Origin of the sequence: Mesomycoplasma dispar (assembly GCF_000941075.1) — a bacterium.
GTDB lineage: Bacteria > Bacillota_I > Bacilli_A > Mycoplasmatales > Metamycoplasmataceae > Mesomycoplasma > Mesomycoplasma dispar.
The window spans coordinates 896,802-915,406 of the sequence record NZ_CP007229.1 but is presented as its reverse complement, the minus strand read 5'-3'; the positions used below and the strand labels follow the sequence as shown (position 1 = coordinate 915,406).

10 protein-coding genes and 1 tRNA gene are annotated in these 18,605 nt (G+C 29.7%); 10 read left to right on the top strand and 1 reads right to left on the bottom strand.

Annotated elements, in window-relative coordinates; all coding sequences use genetic code 4:
• The first annotated feature begins 116 nt into the window (after positions 1–116).
• Positions 117–1,241 carry a pyruvate dehydrogenase (acetyl-transferring) E1 component subunit alpha gene (pdhA, locus tag MDIS_RS03190; protein ID WP_044635612.1) on the top strand — a complete coding sequence of 375 codons (1,125 nt, stop codon included), beginning with the start codon at positions 117–119 and terminating at the stop codon, positions 1,239–1,241.
• The gene (locus MDIS_RS03185) at positions 1,241–2,245 is read left to right on the top strand and encodes an alpha-ketoacid dehydrogenase subunit beta (RefSeq protein ID WP_044635611.1); all 1,005 of its coding nucleotides are present in this window, start codon (positions 1,241–1,243) and stop codon (positions 2,243–2,245) included. Before pdhA ends, MDIS_RS03185 begins: the two co-directional genes overlap by 1 nt.
• 139 nt (positions 2,246–2,384) lie before the next feature.
• Here MDIS_RS03185 and MDIS_RS03180 read toward each other — a convergent pair.
• Positions 2,385–2,460, bottom strand: a tRNA-His gene (locus tag MDIS_RS03180).
• Between the two features lie 429 nt (positions 2,461–2,889).
• Between MDIS_RS03180 and MDIS_RS03175 the strand changes: the two genes are divergently transcribed.
• The 8 genes from MDIS_RS03175 to MDIS_RS03140 all read left to right on the top strand — a co-directional run bounded on the left by MDIS_RS03175 (position 2,890) and on the right by MDIS_RS03140 (position 18,535).
• The gene (locus MDIS_RS03175) at positions 2,890–4,272 is read left to right on the top strand and encodes an FAD-dependent oxidoreductase (protein ID WP_044635610.1); all 1,383 of its coding nucleotides are present in this window, start codon (positions 2,890–2,892) and stop codon (positions 4,270–4,272) included.
• Positions 4,273–4,366: 94 nt separating this feature from the next.
• Positions 4,367–4,723, top strand: a complete 357-nt coding sequence (locus MDIS_RS04440) for a hypothetical protein (protein ID WP_044635609.1) — start codon at positions 4,367–4,369, stop codon at positions 4,721–4,723.
• A 25-nt stretch (positions 4,724–4,748) separates the two neighbouring features.
• Positions 4,749–6,185, top strand: a complete 1,437-nt coding sequence (locus MDIS_RS03165; RefSeq protein ID WP_318024071.1) for a site-specific DNA-methyltransferase — start codon at positions 4,749–4,751, stop codon at positions 6,183–6,185.
• Between the two features lie 14 nt (positions 6,186–6,199).
• On the top strand, positions 6,200–8,926 hold the full coding sequence (locus MDIS_RS04010; protein ID WP_052506236.1) for a DEAD/DEAH box helicase: 2,727 nt from the start codon (positions 6,200–6,202) through the stop codon (positions 8,924–8,926).
• A gap of 243 nt (positions 8,927–9,169) precedes the next feature.
• Entirely contained in the window at positions 9,170–12,463 is a 3,294-nt protein-coding gene (locus tag MDIS_RS03155) for an exonuclease/endonuclease/phosphatase family protein (protein ID WP_044635608.1), read from the top strand.
• 229 nt (positions 12,464–12,692) lie between these two features.
• Positions 12,693–14,612 (top strand): DNA gyrase subunit B, encoded by a 1,920-nt coding sequence (locus MDIS_RS03150; protein WP_044635607.1) that lies wholly within the window; start codon positions 12,693–12,695, stop codon positions 14,610–14,612.
• Positions 14,613–15,021: 409 nt separating this feature from the next.
• Complete coding sequence (locus MDIS_RS03145; RefSeq protein WP_144402873.1) at positions 15,022–17,079, top strand: S8 family serine peptidase; 2,058 nt, start codon at positions 15,022–15,024, stop codon at positions 17,077–17,079.
• A complete protein-coding gene (locus MDIS_RS03140; RefSeq protein WP_129640158.1) occupies positions 17,069–18,535 on the top strand; it encodes a restriction endonuclease subunit S domain-containing protein in 1,467 nt (488 codons plus the stop codon). Before MDIS_RS03145 ends, MDIS_RS03140 begins: the two co-directional genes overlap by 11 nt.
• Positions 18,536–18,605 lie beyond the last annotated feature (70 nt).

Here is an 18,605-nt window from a genome sequence, read left to right as displayed (position 1 = left end):
AATCTATTTAATGTATAATATTACTTGTAAGTTTATTTTTCAACTCAAGTAAAATTTTTTGGGTTTTTTCTTGAGTTTTGCAAAAAACTACGAAAAAAGTATAAAAAAGGAGACATATGGACAAATTTCGCTATGTAAAGCAAGGCCAAATTATGGCAAAAGATGAAGAAATGATCCGTTTTCTTGATATTGACGGAAATCTTTTAAATTCAACAGTTTTTGGTCCAATTGATGAAAAAAAAGATATCCGCCTTTCAAGCGAGCAAATTAAAAAAGCCTATGAATTTATGGTCTTATCACGTCAACAAGACACATATATGACACAATTGCAACGTCAAGGTAGAATGTTGACTTTTGCTCCTAACTTTGGTGAAGAAGCTCTCCAAGTTGCTTCTGGTATGGCGCTTACAAAGGAAGATTGATTTGTTCCAGCTTTCCGTTCAAATGCAACAATGTTATATCTTGGCGTGCCAATGATCAGACAAATGCAATATTGAAACGGAAGCGAAAAAGGGAATGTAATTCCTGAAGGCGTTAATGTTTTACCAATTAACATTCCAATCGGAACTCAATTTTCACACGCAGCTGGAATCGCTTATGCTGCAAAACTAACAGGGAAAAACATTGTTGCAATGAGTTTTATCGGAAACGGTGGAACTGCTGAGGGTGAATTTTACGAAGCTCTAAACGTTGCAAGCATTTGAAAATGACCAGTAGTTTTCTGTGTAAATAACAATCAATGAGCAATTTCTACTCCAAATAAATACGAAAATGGAGCGACAACAATTGCAGCAAAAGCAATGGCGGCTGGAATTCCTGGGCTTCGTGTTGACGGAAACGACCTTTTAGCTTCTTATGAAGTAATTCAAGAAGCCGTTGATTATGCTCGTTCTGGAAACGGTCCTGTTCTAGTTGAGTTTGTAACCTGACGTCAAGGTGTTCATACTTCTTCTGATAATCCAAGAATTTACCGTACTGAAGAAGAAGAAAAAGAACATGAAAAATGAGAGCCAATGCACAGGATTGAAAAATTTATGTTCGACCGTGGCATTTTAGCTCCTGAAGCAAAACAAAAAATTTGAGATGATGCTCTTGCCGTTGTCAAAGATACTTACGAAAAATCACTTGTAGGTCTTGATTCAACAATTGATGAAATTTTCGATCATACTTACGAAGTTTTACCAGAAGAACTTGCAGAGCAAAAACAAGAAGCACTTGAATTTTTTAAAGGAGCAAAATAATGGCAAATTCAGACAAAATCGCTCTTAACAATATCGGCGCAGTCACAAATGCCCTTGATTTAATGATGGAAAAAGACCCTCGCGTTGTTCTATGAGGAGAAGATGCTGGTTTTGAAGGTGGAGTTTTTCGCGCAACCGAAGGTTTACAAAAAAAATACGGAATTGAACGTGCCTGAGATTCACCAATTGCCGAGGCATCAATTTGTGGTGTTGCAGTTGGTGCAGCGATCGCTGGTCTTCGTCCAGTAATTGAAATGCAATTTCAAGGATTTTCTTTCCCAGCGTTTCAACAACTTTTCGTTCATGCCGCTCGTTATCGTAACCGTTCTCGTTCACGTTTCACTGTTCCAATGGTAATGCGAATGCCAATGGCGGGAGGAGTTCGTGCGCTTGAGCACCATTCAGAAGCAATTGAAGCACTTTATGCCCACATTCCAGGACTAAAAGTAGTAATGCCTTCAACCCCTTACGACACTAAAGGTCTTTTAATTGCCGCAATTAACGACCCAGACCCAGTTGTTTTCCTTGAACCAAAAAAAATCTACCGTGCTTTTAAACAAGAAGTTCCAGCAGGAATTTACGAAGTTCCAATCGGAAAAGCAAACGTAATTAAAGAAGGTTCTGATTTAACACTCGTTACTTACGGTGCACAAGTTCATGAATCAATCGCGGCAATTCAACAACTTACATCTACACCAGGACTTGAAGAAGTTGATGTTGAACTAATCGACCTTAGAACAATTAAACCACTTGATACTGAAACAATTATTGAATCTGTGAAAAAAACTGGAAGAATTTTAATCGTTCACGAAGCAGTTAAATCATTTTCAGTTTCAGCAGAAATAATTGCCCGTGTTAACGAAAAAGCATTTGAGTATCTTGAATCAGCTCCAGCTCGTCTAACTGGATATGATATCACTGTTCCGCTTGCAAAAGGGGAAAATTTCCACTCAATTACAAAAGAAAAAATTATTGACAAAATCCGTAAAATTATGGAGTCATAGTTTAAAACTGTTTAAAAATCCACAGAAAACATTCAGAATCAAAGGATCGGGTTCTGAATGTTTTTTTTATTACCAAAAAAATAAAAAAAACTCTAATTTATTAATAAAAAATTAGAGTTATAATCCCCGAATGGAGAAATGGGGCGGATGACGGGGATCGAACCCGCGAATGTCGGAGCCACAACCCGATGCGTTAACCACTTCGCCACATCCACCAAGTCAGCAAAATATATTAATTATAACATAAAAAGAAAAAAATATGAACTAAAAAATTCAGTTAAAAGTGACAAATTGAGAAAAAAACTAATAATAAAAAGAAGACTTTTTAGGCTAATTTACTAATAAATCATTTTAATTATAATTAATATATTTTTTATTAATTTTTTAATTGAAATTAAAAAATTACGAATTTATTCCATAATTAAAAAAATTACTCAAAGAAGAAAGATAAGCAACACTTTTATTTTAGTTTTCCAGCATTTTAATAATTAATGTTCTTTTGACCAAATTATAACCAAAATAATTTTGACCTTTTTCTACTTTTTACAAAAGTAAATGAAAAAATATAGTATAATTTTCTTAAATTAAATAAAAATATTTAATTTTTCCTTTTTTTTAACAAAAGAAAATAGGGGTTGTACTTTATGAAAATAATATCAATTGGAACAAATCACGCTGGAACTTCATTTTTAAGAACATTGAAAACAATTTATCCACAGGCAGAACTTGTTTCTTATGATAGAAATACTGATATTTCATTTTTAGGTTGTGGAATTGCGCTTTGAGTATCAGACGAGTTCAGTGATCCATCTGGACTTTTTTATTCAAATCCTGAACAACTAAAAGCGATGGGAATTAACGTTAATTTAGAGCACGATGTTCTCGAAATTGATCGGAAAAATAAGATAGTTACTGTTAAAAATTTAGTTACTGGCGAAACTTTTAAAGATAATTACGATAAGTTAGTTTTTGCTGGTGGAACTTGACCGATTATTCCGCCTTTTGAAGGAATTAATCTTAAAAACATTTTAGTTTCAAAAACTTTTACCCACGCAAAAGCAATTAAGGAAAAAGCTGTTGACCCTTCAATTAAAAACGTAATCATTATCGGTGGTGGTTATATCGGAATCGAATTGCTCGAAGCTTTTCATAAATACGGTAAAAAAACAACGCTAATCGATATGCAAGATCGAGTTATTCCTAACTATTTTGATCAGGAATTTACTTCCAAAATGGAAGAAAAAATTCGTGCTGAAGGAATTAATTTGCAATTTGGACAAAAAGTTCTTCGCTTTATTGCCGATGAAAGTGGCAAAAAAGTTGCTTTTGTTGAAACAGATAAAGGAAAATACGCTGCTGATCTTGTAATTTTAGCAATCGGTTTTTCACCAAATACAAAAATTTTAGCTGATGTTGAAAAAACACCAAATGGTGCAATTAAAGTTGATGAATTTCAACGCTGTTTAAGTGATAAAGATCTTTATGTAATTGGTGATTCAGCGGCAATGCTTCATAATGTAACACAAAAACACGCACATATTGCGCTTGCAACAAATGCTGTAAAATCTGGAATAGTTGCCGCTTTTCACCTTGCAGGTCGAAACGATATTCCTTTCCCTGGTTATGTTGGTACAAATGCAATTTCCGTTTTTGGATTTAATTATGCATCAACTGGTTATTGTGAAAGAGGATGTTCATTAATGGGAATCGATGATATTGTCACTGAATATCTCGAAGATTGAGATCGTCCAGAATTTATGCAGGAAAAATCAAAGGTTTGAATTAAAATTACCTACCAAAAATCCACACTTAAATTAGTTGGAGCCCAAATTGGATCATACGGAAAACAATTTAATCACACCGAAGTAATTTATTTCCTTTCCCTTGCAATCCAAAAAGGTCTAAAACTACCTGAAATTGCCCTTTCTGATTTTTATTTCCTCCCTCACTTCAACAAACCATTTAACTTTGTAATTCAAGTAATTTTAAACGCATTAGGACTTAGTTATAATAAAAAGTTAGACTAAAATGTTCTTTTTTAAAAATCATTAATTTCAAAAACGGTTTAATTTTAATATATTAAGCCGTTTTTTTTATTTTTATAAAAAAAAGGAAAAAATTATGAAAAACGAAAGTAAAAATCTTGAAAATTTACTAAAAATTTTAGATGAAATTTCTGTTAATGAACTAAACAGTGAACAAAAACAAATTTGCAAACAACTTTTGAAATTATCCGCTGAAAAAAACCTTGATCTACAAGCAGTTTTTGGTTTTTTACTGCAAAGAGTTAAAGTTGGTTTTACTTTTGATCAGGCTCCAATTTCGGATTCTTCAACCGTTGGAATTCTAGAAAAAGATGAAAGTCTTTCTTTTGAAGGCGAGAATAATTTCCCAAAAAATCATTTAATAATTGGTGAAAATTTCGATGCACTTCAAAATCTTTTAGCCATCGAGAGAGAGAGAGAGAGAGAGCAGTAGCGCAAAAAGTACTGTAAAATACGACATAATTTACATCGATCCGCCTTATAATACCGAGACGACGGGAAATGATGGTAATAATTTTTCAAGTGAAATTTCAGCAAAAAAATTTATTTACCGTGATAAATTTAGTCGAAATGGCTGATTAAATCTTTTAAATGAAAGGCTAAAATTGGCAAAAAAACTTTTAAAAGACGATGGAATTATTTTTGTTTCAATCGATGATAACGAACAAGCCTATCTAAAAGTTTTAATGGATGAAATTTTTGGCGAAGAAAATTTTGTTGCTAATTTAATTTGAATCAAGAAAAATAGCCCTAGCGGAAACACTACAAAACAGAATTCTATCGATGTTTATAGTGAATATGTTCTTTTGTATTGTAAAAATATTAACAAATGTGATTTTAATTATAAAATTTATACTGGCGAAGAACGAAAAGACTTTAAATATAAGGATGAATTTTTTGAAGAAAGAGGTTATTATAAAAGAGTTGAACTTTTTCATAGTGCATCATCTCAAAATTTTCAATATATTGAATCACTTGACTATGAAATAGAAGCGCCCGATGGGACGAAATTTATTGATTATCGTAATGTTTTAAACCCTAAAACTGGACGTTATACTTGAGGTTTTGAATCTTTTCAAAAAGGTAAAGAATTAGGTTTTATTGAAATCAAAGAAGAAATTGACAAAAAAAGCGGCACAAAATATTGAAAAGTATATCGAAAACATTATGAAAAAATAAGTTTTAATCCTAAAGCCAGAAATAATAATGAATTAATTAAATTTAGATTAGCTGGCATAAGATTTGGAAACATAATTGAAGTTATAATAGAGGAAGATGTTAAAGATGAAAATAACCAATCTAAAAAAGTTGAACAGAAACCTAAAACAAAACAATTAAAAACAAGAAGTGTAATAACAAGTTTAGGAAAAAAGGATTTAGTTTCAATTCTAGGTGATAAAAATCTTTTTCCCTATCCCAAACCAGTTGAATTAATCAAATTTTTAATCAATTTACATCCAAATAAAGATGCTAAAATCTTGGATTTTTTTGCAGGAAGTGGGACAACAGGGCAGGCAGTTTTAGATCTAAATCACAAAGATGGCGGAAATCGCAGTTATGTTTTAGTAACAAATAATGAAAATCAGATCGGCGAAAATATCACTTTTGAAAGACTTTATCGGATAAATTTTGGGCAAAAAAGCCCAAAAAATCTTGATAAAAACAGAGAAATTGACTGAACAAAAGACAACAAACCCTTTAAGTCCAATTTAAATACCTATAAAATCAGTTATTATGATGTTTCTGTTTTTGAAAATGATAAAGTTTTAGCCGAATTATTTGAGAAGTTCAAAAAAATGCTAATTAATTTTAATGTCAATTCTAAAAAAAGTATTTTTAATAATGAAACTGAAATTATTCAAGCATTAAAATCGTTAAAACCGCAATTAAATTAGAAAAAAGGATAAATATGAAAGCAAGTAGATCACAAGAAAAAGCAATTAACTGAATTTTAGATAAGGCAGTCCAACATTTGCTCGCTTCGAAAATTCATCTAGGAAATCAAGCAGAATTTAATAGACCATATCAAGAATTTGTTAATCTAAAAGCCCCAACTGGCTCTGGAAAAACTTTTATGATGTTTGAATTTATTAAAAGATTACGGGAAAAATTTCTAAATAATTCTGAAATACGGCTAATTTTTGTCGTTTGTACAGTTGCATCTTCTGATTTACCTGGACAAATTTATCGAAAATTCAATGAATACAAAGGTCATGATAACGAAATTGAAATTGAGCATATTCAAAGCCCTACCGCACAAGCTAAAAGTCGTAAAATTAGTGAACAAGATTTTACAATAAAAGCAAAAAGGAACAAAATTTATATTTTAAGTGGTGCTAGTTTCCGAGCAAACACGATAATGAAGGAACAAAATGTTTTCTATAGTTTCAAAAATCAAATTAGCAATCAAAAGTATCGACTAATTTACATCCGTGATGAAGCTCATATCGGCGATTCTGATTCTAGTAAAAAAGATGCAGATTTTCTAAAATTTGAGGATGATATTCAAAAAACCGCGACTTTTATTCTCAAAATGACGGCAACTCCTGAAAATTTTAGTAATTTATACGAAATTAGTGACCAAGATTTGCTACATGATGAGCCACTTTTAATTAAATCACGTTTAAATTTTAATCAAGGATTTGAAGAAAATCAAGAGGTAAATAGTGAAATTATTTTAAAAACGGCATGTCAAAAATTTAAAAAAATAAAAGAATCTTACCGTGAAAATCAAGAATTAAAATCGATTTATCCTGCAATGTTGATCCAAGTTGAAAACAAAACAGAAAAGAAAGCCGAAGAATTTAATGTTCAAATTCAAAAAATCACTGAAATTATCAAGGAAGAAGGTCTAACTTATTTTAAATATTTTGGTGAAAATGATATCGATTCTAATTTAAAAGGTTTTAAAAATTGAAAACTTGCCGATGTCTCAAATAATTTATCACCTATAGATGTGATAATTTTTAAAGTTGGACCTGCAACTGGATGAGACATTCCGCGCGCTTGTATGTTAGTGCAATTACGTGAAGTTAGCTCGAAGAATTTGACAATTCAAACCCTTGGTAGAATCAAAAGAAATCCAAATCCAGGGTTGATCAAAAATGCAAAATTAGTTCATCCAGGTCTTGAATATTATGTTTATAGTAACAAAAAAGACAATAAAATTCAAGGTTTTGAGCTAAAAACTTATACTTTAAAAAATGAAAATAAATCAATCAAAATTATTGTTGGCGAACACCAATTGCCAAAAAATTTAGCAGAAAATGGGCAATTTTTAACTAGTGATAATGCTTTTTTAAGTGATTATAACAATAAAGTTCTGCAAATTTTAGCAAATTTTATTAACTGTGAATACAAAAAGAAGAGCGAAAATAATTTTGAAAAGCAAAATGTTATTCAAATTGCTGAAACTGAAAGTCATTTATTTTTTTTAGAATCGACATTTTTTGAAAAAGAAAAATACAAAAACAGCGGTATTTATAGTATTTTTGAACAAAAAGTTGATCAGTGACTGAATTCAAAAAATCCTAATCGATATATTTCTGGGTTTTTTAGAAATTATGGCGAATCACAACAGCAAGCTGGCTATGAAATTTATAACCTTCTTGGATTAAAAGAAATTGTTCTTGAGTTAAAAAATAAATATCAAAATTTACTAAATGATTATTTAATAAATCGTATTGAAACTGAATTTTACAGCAAAATTATTTCTAAAATTAAAGTTGATCGCGAAAAAATATACACAATCAGTTTGAATATGTTTTGATTTTTGTTTTTGGATAAAAACATAGCCAAAATTAGCACACTTTTTAGACAAACACTTGAAAAAGTAAAAAATCAAAAACTTACTTACAAAATTAAAAAAGTTAAACTTCCTTATGAGCAAGTTTATAAATTTGAAAGCGAAACTGAAAATAGCAAAAACAAGAAAAAAGGCGAAAAAATAGCAAAAATTGATGAATTTTTTACTTACGAATATACTAAAAAAAGTGGAAAAATAGCTGAAAATGAAAATAATATTCCACTTGATTCTAGAAATGAAGTTGAATTTTTGAAAATTTTAAAAAAATATAGCAAAAATATTAAACCTCCATTAAAAAGTACAGAATTTTTCTGAACAAAACCTCATATCAATGAAGAAAATCCTTCGCTTGATTATTTCGATAACGAAGATGGCAGTCTAAAGAAAATTTACCCTGATTTTATTATTGGGAAAAGAAACAAAAATAACGACTTTGATGTTAGTCACCAATTTTTTATTGAAATCAAAGATAGTGAAAGTGATATAAATCCTGAAAAAACAAAGTTAATTTTGGATTCTTTTCTTGATTTTTTCATCGGCTACCGAAACTATCAAAAAAACCAAATTAACACTCCACATGTGAGCGCAATGGTTTGTTATGTTAGTGAAGTTAATAATGAAAATTTAGAATGCTATGGTTATAGCACAATCGAATCGTTAAACAAAATAATTTCGCAAAAATCAATAGTTGAAATTGATAAATGTGCTAGCGATAGGGAAACTTTTTATGAAAGTTGCAGGTTAGAGCGATTATCAAAAAACAGTGAAGACAGCAAAAACAGTCGTGCAAAACATTTCATTAACCTAAAAAATTTATTTTCGGTATCATAAATAAATTTTTTAGGTTAAAAATTCTAAAAATACTATCAATTTAAACTTTAAAAGGATGAAAAATCCGCGATTAAATACAAACTTGAATCTGTAGAATAATCCCATTTTTGTAGTAAAATTATACAAAAATGGGATTATAGTTTTAATTTCAATTAAGTTTAAAATGAAAATTAGTTCAAAGTTTCTCTTTTTTGTCATAGTTCTATAAAATTATTCAGAAATTCAATTTTATAATAATTATTAATGCATCGGAAGCAGAAAAACAAACAGCAAATTAAGAGAATTTCATTAATTTCCTTTTTAACATCTAGTTTAATTTTTATCCCAATTATCACAACGGGATTTACAGATAATTTTTATAGTCACAATTTCAAAAAACATCCTGTTAGTCATTCTAAAAGCACTAATTCAAATCAGCAAATTGTTAATTTTGATTTTAATGACGATCGACTTTTACTTGGTTTTACTAATCACAATCCTTCTGAAAAAGTTTTTCAGGAAAAAAAAGAAAAAAATACGGCTTCAAACGTTTTTGAAAGTTTTAGCATAAAAAAAGAAGCAAAAACCAATGTAAAAATTACTCCAGGATTTTTAAAACCTGGTCCAATTCAGTGAAATTATAAGTCTAATCCACAAAAAGCTGGATATAATTTTCTTTATGACAAAATTGTTCATCCTGGCAGATATTGGAATCGAATTACAGGAAATCCAGAACAAATTGTGCAAAATGTGCGAATTGGCTATTGGAATTTAACTACTTTTGATGATCAAGCAGATTTTAGCAACATTGCAAAAACAATTTTAGACACAAAATCTTCATTGATGGCTTTATCGGAAAATATCGATAAAAACAGTGATTTAAATTCTAGTAAAATTTTAGAAAATCTAAACTCAAATAGTGAAAATTCCAAATCTGAATGAGTACAAGTTAGTTCAAAAAATGAACAAAACCAGGAAAACGAATCGAAAAAGTACAGTTTTTTCTATAAAAAGAACGAATTAAAACTTTCTGGAAAACACATTAGAGATTCTAATTCTGACCCTTTTTTAGTATCAGATCAGCAAATAAATAATACTTTTCCAGTTGCGCTTGGTTTTAAAGCGCTCAATAATAACAAAGAATTTTTAGTTATTATGGGTAATTTTGTTCAAAAAGGTCAAGAAAAAGAGCAAAAACCACAAGAAAATACTGAGAAAATTATAAAAGAATCAGAAGAGGAATTAGACACTAAACAAGACAGGATTTATGATCCTGTCTTGTTTAGTGATGAAGAAAAAACTGTAATAAAACAGGCACAAAATTCACAACCAACTAAAAAATTAGCAGAAATTATTGAAGAATTCAAGAAAAAATCAGGAATTTCTGAAGTAATTTTCCTAACTTCAACGGATCAAAATCGAAAACTTGGAACTGGTTTAGGTAAGGAAAACTTTGATGCTTTAATTAATAATTCCAACAAAATTACAAACGGTTTGATGACTCAAACGCAAAATCTAGTTAAAAAAATTGAGTCAAATAATTCAGGTATAAATTCACCTTTAGTTGTTGATTTTACTACAGGTCTTTATTTTAAGGATCAAACTACCATTGAAATTGAGGGAGAAAAACTACAAAAATTAAGGTTTGGAAAAATCCCTGAAGAACAAAAAGATGTAAGTCCTGAAGATGCCGACAAACCTGAAAATTCTCCTGAAGATCAAGATAAAAATAGTAGTAACTCTAGTCAAGATCAAGACAAACCTGAAGAAAAAGATCAAGATAAAACTAAAAAAGAATCAGATACAGATAAAAAAGTAGAAGAGAGAAAAGATAAAGACGCATCTGAAGAAGAACAAAATAAAAAACCTGAAGAAGATAAACAAGAATCAGATAAGGAAAAAGAACAAAAACTGAACGAAAATGGAGAGGAATCACAAAGAACAGGGAAGAAACCAACCGAAAATCAAGAAAAAAGAGATCTAGAAAAGCCAGAGGAAACACCAAATTTAGTACGTTTTGGTTTTTGAAATATTGATAAATATGGGTTCTCTAATTCAACAACAAATAGAAGAACTAAAGTTAGCACTGAAGAATCAAACGATGATTCTGCTCTTGAGTTAATTTTTGAAGTATTTAAGAAAATGAACCCAACCGTTGCCGGTCTTGTTTTAAAAGATGTAAGTAAAAAAAATATTGAAAATGCAATTAAGAAATTAGTGCAAAAATTAGAAAATCTTAAAAACAAATCAGAAACTCAAGAATCCATTAAAACTCCGGTTTCAGAAAATGTTGATAGTAAATTAAGACAAACTGCTAAATCTGAATCCATTACAAGATGAAAATACGAAATTTATGACCAAGATGAAGTAAAAAAAATTAATGATGAAAAGGAAGAAGAAAGTGCTTCCCAAGATTCTGGTAGTCATCAAGGTAAAAGAGGATCTAAAAAAACAAGTCCTAAAAAATCCAAAACTGGAAAACGTAAGTTTCTTTTTCTTTATGATTCGGAAATTTGAAAAATGGTAAGTCAACAAGCAGAACAACAAATTAATGCTAAAAATCCATTTATTTCATTCGGTGAAAAAATTGGTTCTACTGAAAGAATGTGGCGAAATCCACCGGTAGGCGTCACATTTGAATTAATAAAAAAACAAGAAAGTGGTGAAAATGCTAAAAACGGTGAAAAAAATAGGCAAGTAACTTTTGTTTTAGGAAGTTTCGATAGCGAAGGTGCAACAAGCCCTGATGAAAAACAAACTAGAACCTCTAGATCTGAAAGAGGTTTGACTTCATCAAGATCAACAGAATTAAATAGTCGAAGTCGTTCGAGATCACGAGGCTCAACTAGATCAAAAATGTTAGAATCCGATAGTGAAACTCAAAGTGATGAATCAATAAGTTCAACTAGAACAATAAATTCTACTATTTCTAAAATTAGCCCTGATTTTTCAAAATACACAGGTCAAGGTTTGCAGGAATTAACAGAAGCAACAAATTTAAAAGACACCCTTGATCAGTTTAAAAAGGACAAACCAACACAAAATCTTCTTTTTGCTGGGACAACCAACATTAAAAGAAAACATTATTCTAATGTTTTTGAAGATTTATTAAAATCATATTCACAATTAATGCCAACTAACCAGCCAACAAAAATTTTCAAAAAAATTGGTTATTCTGAATCAATGAACAGTATGTTTTATACAGGGCAATCAGCACATCCAAATGTTGCACAACGAATTGATTGGTATGGTCTTGAAGGTTATACAAAAAATAGCGAACCACAAGGGCCAAAAGATCCTGAAACGCTGAAACAAGCTTTTGAAAAATACGTTAATGGAAAAAGTGGTTCAAAAAAATCTAAAAAATCAGGGGATTCTCAAAATTGGGATCCACTTAAAACCCTGTCAAATCATGCTCCAATAGTTGTTGACATTGATTTTAATAAACCATTTGATAAAAGCAAATTTGAAGAACAACTTAAAAAAGAGCAAGGAAAAAGTGTTAATTCACAAACGGATTCTGATGATTCAGATTCCAGTGAAGAGGAAGAAAACTAAAAACCCTATAAATTCATAGCTAAATCTTTGAAATCTATTTTTAGATTTTAGATTTCAATTTAAAGTTGAACTGATTTGCTGTTCCTTTGAAAGTGTAAAATCCCCAAAAAAAAGCTTTAAATTTTTTAAAGCTTTTTTCATTTTTCTATTAAAAATAATCTATTAATTTATAGATATTTTGAAATTTATGGTATAATTTATTGTGGAAATTGTCGGAGAAAACTTAATTATGTCAAAAGATTATCAAGCGGAAAATATTGTTGTTTTAGAAGGTTTGGAAGCGGTTCGTAAACGTCCAGGAATGTACATCGGTGGTACAGGGATAAACGAATTGCATCATTTAGTTTGGGAAATTGTTGATAATGCTGTTGACGAAGCGCTTGCTGGTTTTGCATCAAAAATTGCAATTACAATTTTTGATGATCATAAAATTAGTATCGAGGACAATGGAAGGGGAATTCCAGTCGGAATTCACCCAAAACACGGAGTTTCTGCAGCTGAAGTTGTTTTTACAGTTTTACATGCTGGTGGAAAATTTGACGGAAATTCTTATAAAGTTTCTGGCGGACTTCACGGAGTTGGAGCTTCAGTAGTTAATGCCCTTGCAAAAGAATTGGAAGTTTTTATTAGTCGTGAAGGCAAAATTTGGTACCAAAAATTCATTAATGGTGGGCAAAAAACTGACGACTTAAAAGCGCTTTCTGATTTAAAAAGTGACGAAAGCGGAACTAAAATTGTTTTTAGTCCCGATTTTGAAATTCTTGAAAAAAACAGTTTTCAACTTCTTACAATTGTTAGTCGAATTAAAAACACCGCGTATTTAACAGGTGGAATCGAATTTGTTGTCAACGACAAGCGAAATGGCTTTTCGCAGAGTTTCTGTTTTAACGGCGGAATTCGCGACTATGTTATCGAACTTAGTAAAAATTATAAAAAAATAATTGATACAATAATTTATGCTGAAGCAGAATTTGAGCATAACAATGATACTATCAAAGTCGAAGTTGCACTAAATTATGTCGAGGATGATCACTATCAAATCAAAAGTTATACAAATAATATTCATAATACTGAAGGCGGAATGCACGAAATCGGTCTTTCTGATGCGCTTTTACGAATTCTTAACAATTACGCACTATCACATAAATTTATTAAATCTGAATCTGATAAATTCGACAAACAAGATATCAAAGACGGTCTAATTGCGATAATTTCGATCAAACATACAAACCCGATTTTTGAAGGTCAAACTAAAGGAAAACTGAATAACAAAGAAGTTAGACAATTTGTTAATAAAGCTTTTTCTGAAGTTTTTGAACGCTTTTTAGCTGAAAATCCTGATGATGCCCTGAAAATAATCAAGCGGAATTTGCTCGCCCAAAAAGCTGCGCGGGCAGCAAAATCAGCTCGTGAGGCCGTTAAACGAAAATCAGCTTTTGATGTTGGCACACTTCCAGGAAAACTAGCAGATTGCTCAACCAAAAATCCGCAAATTGCTGAACTTTATATTGTTGAGGGAAATTCTGCTGGCGGAAGTGCAAAAATGGGAAGAGACCGTCATTTTCAGGCGATTTTACCTTTACGTGGAAAAGTAATTAATTCCCAACGTTTCCAATTAGAAAAAGTTTTACGTAACGAAGAAATTCTTTCGATGATTACCGCCTTTGGCACTGGCGTAGGTCCTGAATTTAACATCAGCAAAATTCGCTACCAAAAAATTATTATAATGACTGACGCTGATTCAGACGGTTCGCATATTCGTTCGCTTTTGCTAACATTTTTATTCCGTTATTTTAAAAAGTTAATTGAATTTGGTTTTGTTTATATTGCAATTCCGCCGCTTTATAAAATTTCACAAAACAAAAAGATTCTTTATGCCTATAATGAAGCTGAAAAAGAGAAAATTTTAGCAGAAATTAGTGCTGAAAATTCCAAATTTAGCATCCAAAGATACAAAGGACTTGGGGAAATGAACCCAGAACAACTTTGAGAAACAACAATGGATCCAGCAACAAGAAGGATGTCGCAAGTGCAAATTCACGATGTCGAACAAGTAGCGCAAATTTTTGATTCACTAATGGGAACCGATGTCACTTTAAGGAAAATTTTCATCGAAGAAAATGCCCAATATGCAAAAATCGATGTTTAGATTCTACTAGTTTCACAAAGATTTAAAAACAAAAAAAATACACCGAAAATGTGTGATTTTTTGTTTTGATAAAATTAATTTTAATTTATTAAGTTTATTAATTATTATTGAAATTAAGTATAGCTAAACTGTAAAAACTGTAAAAGCGAAAAGTAATAAGAGTTTTTAGAAAAGCAAGAAAAAACCTTTAATAGTTAAAAATATACTAAATTAGTAATAAAATAGAAAAAATTTCAAAATTTAACATTTAATGGTAAAATTAATAATAAAGTTATGATAAATTTCTTATCTGTGCTAATTTTAAATATTTGGAGGTAGAGACGGAAAAAGATTTAGATTATTTAGATGAAAATCTAAAAAAAGTTTTTTTTATTCTATCGGCATTCCTTTAATTATTACACCAATTTTTGTGCAAACTAGTTATTTGCAAAAATCAAAATATTGGTACAATAAAAATACAAACAAAAAAATCCTAATTAGAGATTCGTTTTTGACAACTCTAAGTTTATCTAGTGATAAATCATTGTTACCAAAATCAAATGATTTTGAACTAAAATTAATTTTAAATCCCGATTTTTCTATTGAAGATGATAAGAAAGTAAAAAATTTTAATCAAAATTTTATTAAATTAGTAAAAGATTTAAATTTTAAATTCAAATCTTTTGAAACTAGTAGTATTTTACCGTTTGCTTGATTCTATTTCGATAATGAATTAGAACGTGAAAATTTTATTAAAAAAACTATTAATTTAAAGGAAATTAGTCGTTTTATTGTTTTTAAAAATGAAAATGCAAATCAAAATGATTTAAAACGAATTAGAAACGACTATTATAGCGAGCCTGATACTGAACCTACTGGTTATTCTTATCCTAAAGAGTATAAATACAAAAACCAAAATACAGACCTAGATTTTTTTCCACATCAAGATGGGGATAAATTTAAGGAATCGATTGATAAAAATATTTCAATTGTAAAGTTTGATAAAGAACAAAAGCGAATAGGCGCATTACCCATTAAGGATTATGAATGAATACCAACATATAAAGGGTTTCCACTTACCAAAACAGTATCAAAATATCCAATGCCCCAAGAAATAGGTGTGCTGGAGTTTGCAAAAAGTAAACTTATTTTTGATAAAAAATTTGAATCCTATTTTGCTAATCATAAAATTGATTTTTTTAATCCTGACAAAAAAGAAATTGTTTCTGAAAAGGGTGAATCACATGCAACTCTAGTGTCAATGATTGCGGCTGGAAAATATGGTGTTGATCGAGATTCAAAAGTATTTTTAGCTTTTTTTGACACGGATGGCGGTTGACAAAAAGCATTAGAAGAAATGGTTTTAAACCAGGGAATCAAAGTAATTAATCATAGTTATGGAAGTAACCTTTCAGATGAACATGACTACGATGATAATGCTTATTTTTTAGATTTTCTAGCAAGAAAATATGGTGTTATCAATGTTTTTTCCGCTGGCAATGGTGCAAAACCTAATGGTAGAAATCCTTGAATTAATTCGCACAAACTTTCACTAAATACAATTGTTGTTGGTTCACTGGGTAAGCAATCTGATCCTTCAAATTTAGCATATAATAAAATAGCACATTATTCTAACTATCAACTTAAAGATAGTCTATCCGAACTTGCAAAACCATTGGTTGTTGCTCCTGGTTATTTTTATGATCCAACACAAAAAAAAGTTAATTCAGGAACTAGTTTTTCAGCACCTTTAGTTACAGGATTAATTTCAGCGTTGTTACAAAACAGTGATTATAACCCGTCACTTGATTTTAACGTTCCTGCGATTAAATCGATACTTTCTGCTGCTGCTGTAAGTCCAAAATTAGATAATTTAAATTATAAGCCAAGCGGATATGAAAGAAAAATGGGGGCTGGAACTGTTAATTATGAAAATATGCTTTTAGCCGCCAAAAATCTTGTTACTTTTACGGTTTCAACCTCGCAAAAACCTGGTAACGTTTATACAAGCCGCGATATTTCGCTAAAAACTGGTCAAAAAATTAAAATTGCCTCATCGTGGTTTTTTAATCCCGGGTTGCTAAAAGGAAGGGAATTAAAAACTCTTAATGATTTATATGGATATGCAGATTATTATGGAATTTCAGAGTCTTTTGTTCATCATGTTAACAAATTAACACTACAAAGCAATGATCAATTAAATCAAAAAAATTATCCACAGTGATTAAGACATAAGGAGGAATTATTAAAAGAAAATAAAACTTGGTTTACTGATTTTGATCTTGTGTTAGAAAAGAAAACTAAAAATGGTGAATGAGAAAAGGTTAAAAAAATTTTAGCTACTTTAACCAATGACGAGTTAATTGAATATAAAACTGATGAAGATGGAATTTTTCGATTCAGAATTGAAAAATATAACAATTTAAATTTAGAAGAGCAAATGGATGACAAAATTGCAGTAACTTATTTGGTGCATAATGATGAATAAAATAAAACTTTTTATAAAAACTTTATTATTAAACGGTAGTTTTTCTATCCCTTTAATTCTAGTTTCATGTATTACTGGAAATGATGGCAAAGTCGTCGATGATCACAAAATTGACGAGGAAAATAAAATTGATACGGATAAAATTCTTGATGAATTTAAAGGTTTGATCCAAATTGATTATCAAAAAAAAGGAATAAAATCACTTTCTTTTTCCCCAGCTGAAGCTTATTCTGAAGTTGTAAGGGAAAAATATGAAAATCGATGAGATAAATTGTTTGATAAAAAACTTTTAAATGAAAAAGGATTTTTGGAAATATCTAGTTTTCAAGATTTTAAAACAAAGGTTTTTGATTCTTTTGTTTTAAAAACAAAAGACATTGCTAATTTTCCAAAGATTAGTGAAATTGCTTTTAAAAAAGAATTTGAAAATAAATTTTTGGACGGTCAGAAAATTGAAGACGTTCTAACTAAAAAAAACATTCTTATATCAGAGGAAGATGTCTGAAGTTATGGTTATTATTTACATAGTTTCCGTTATTTTTTAGTTTCAGAAGATGATAAAACATTTTCAATTAAAATTTTTGTAGAATCAGACATTTCTCGTGCTAATTTTAGTATTGTTAAAGATGCTATTCCCAGAGTTGATTCTACTATTTGAACTGTTTTTCAAGTTCCAAAATCTAAAAAAGTTTCTTATAGAACGTTAGATGAAAATATAAAAAAAGATAAACTCAATCAGAAAGCAATTTCGCTAGAAGTTCAAAAAGAGTTTCTTAAAATTTTTGAACATCTTAAAAATGAATACAAAGATATCAAGCAAGAATTTTTGAATAATAAAATCAAAAACAATTTTGAAAAATTTTTGTTTTCAGTTCAAGAAAAAGAAAAAATTCACCGAAATTCTAGTTCAATTTTAACTTCTTTAAATGATAAAATAGATCGTTTTAACAATCCTTTTTTTAAAGATTCACACGTAATTATCAAAACAAAAGAGGATTTTCAAAATCTAATTATTAAAAGATGAAAAGAATTAAATAAAGATGAGTCAAAATTGACTGAAGCAGAATTAATTAAAAATTTTGAAAAAGACTTTTTAGAAAATAAGCAACTAGATAATGTACTTCAGAGTCAAAATATGCTTATTTTTGAAACCTGAATTGATAAATATTTGCAAATTCATCAAAAAAATGAAAAAAATTCCTACCAATTAATTAATTGGCTAATTCCGTTTAAGAAAACTGAAAATGAAATTCATTTTAGCGCAATTGATCCTAAAAACGACTTTTTGAACCGATGTTTTTGCAAGAAATGAGAGTTGCCATTTGCAAATAATGCATTCAATTTTTCTAATGTTGGCTTTCAAGTAGTTCTTGTTCCTAAAAATCTAAAGATTATTTTTGAGAAAAATGTCGATAAAATCGAATTAAATGAGAATTTAGTTAAAAATTATGCTTAAAAATAATTAAAAAATAATGAAAAAATATTTTTTCTTTTCAACTGAAAGTCCAATTTTATTGTTTTTAAAA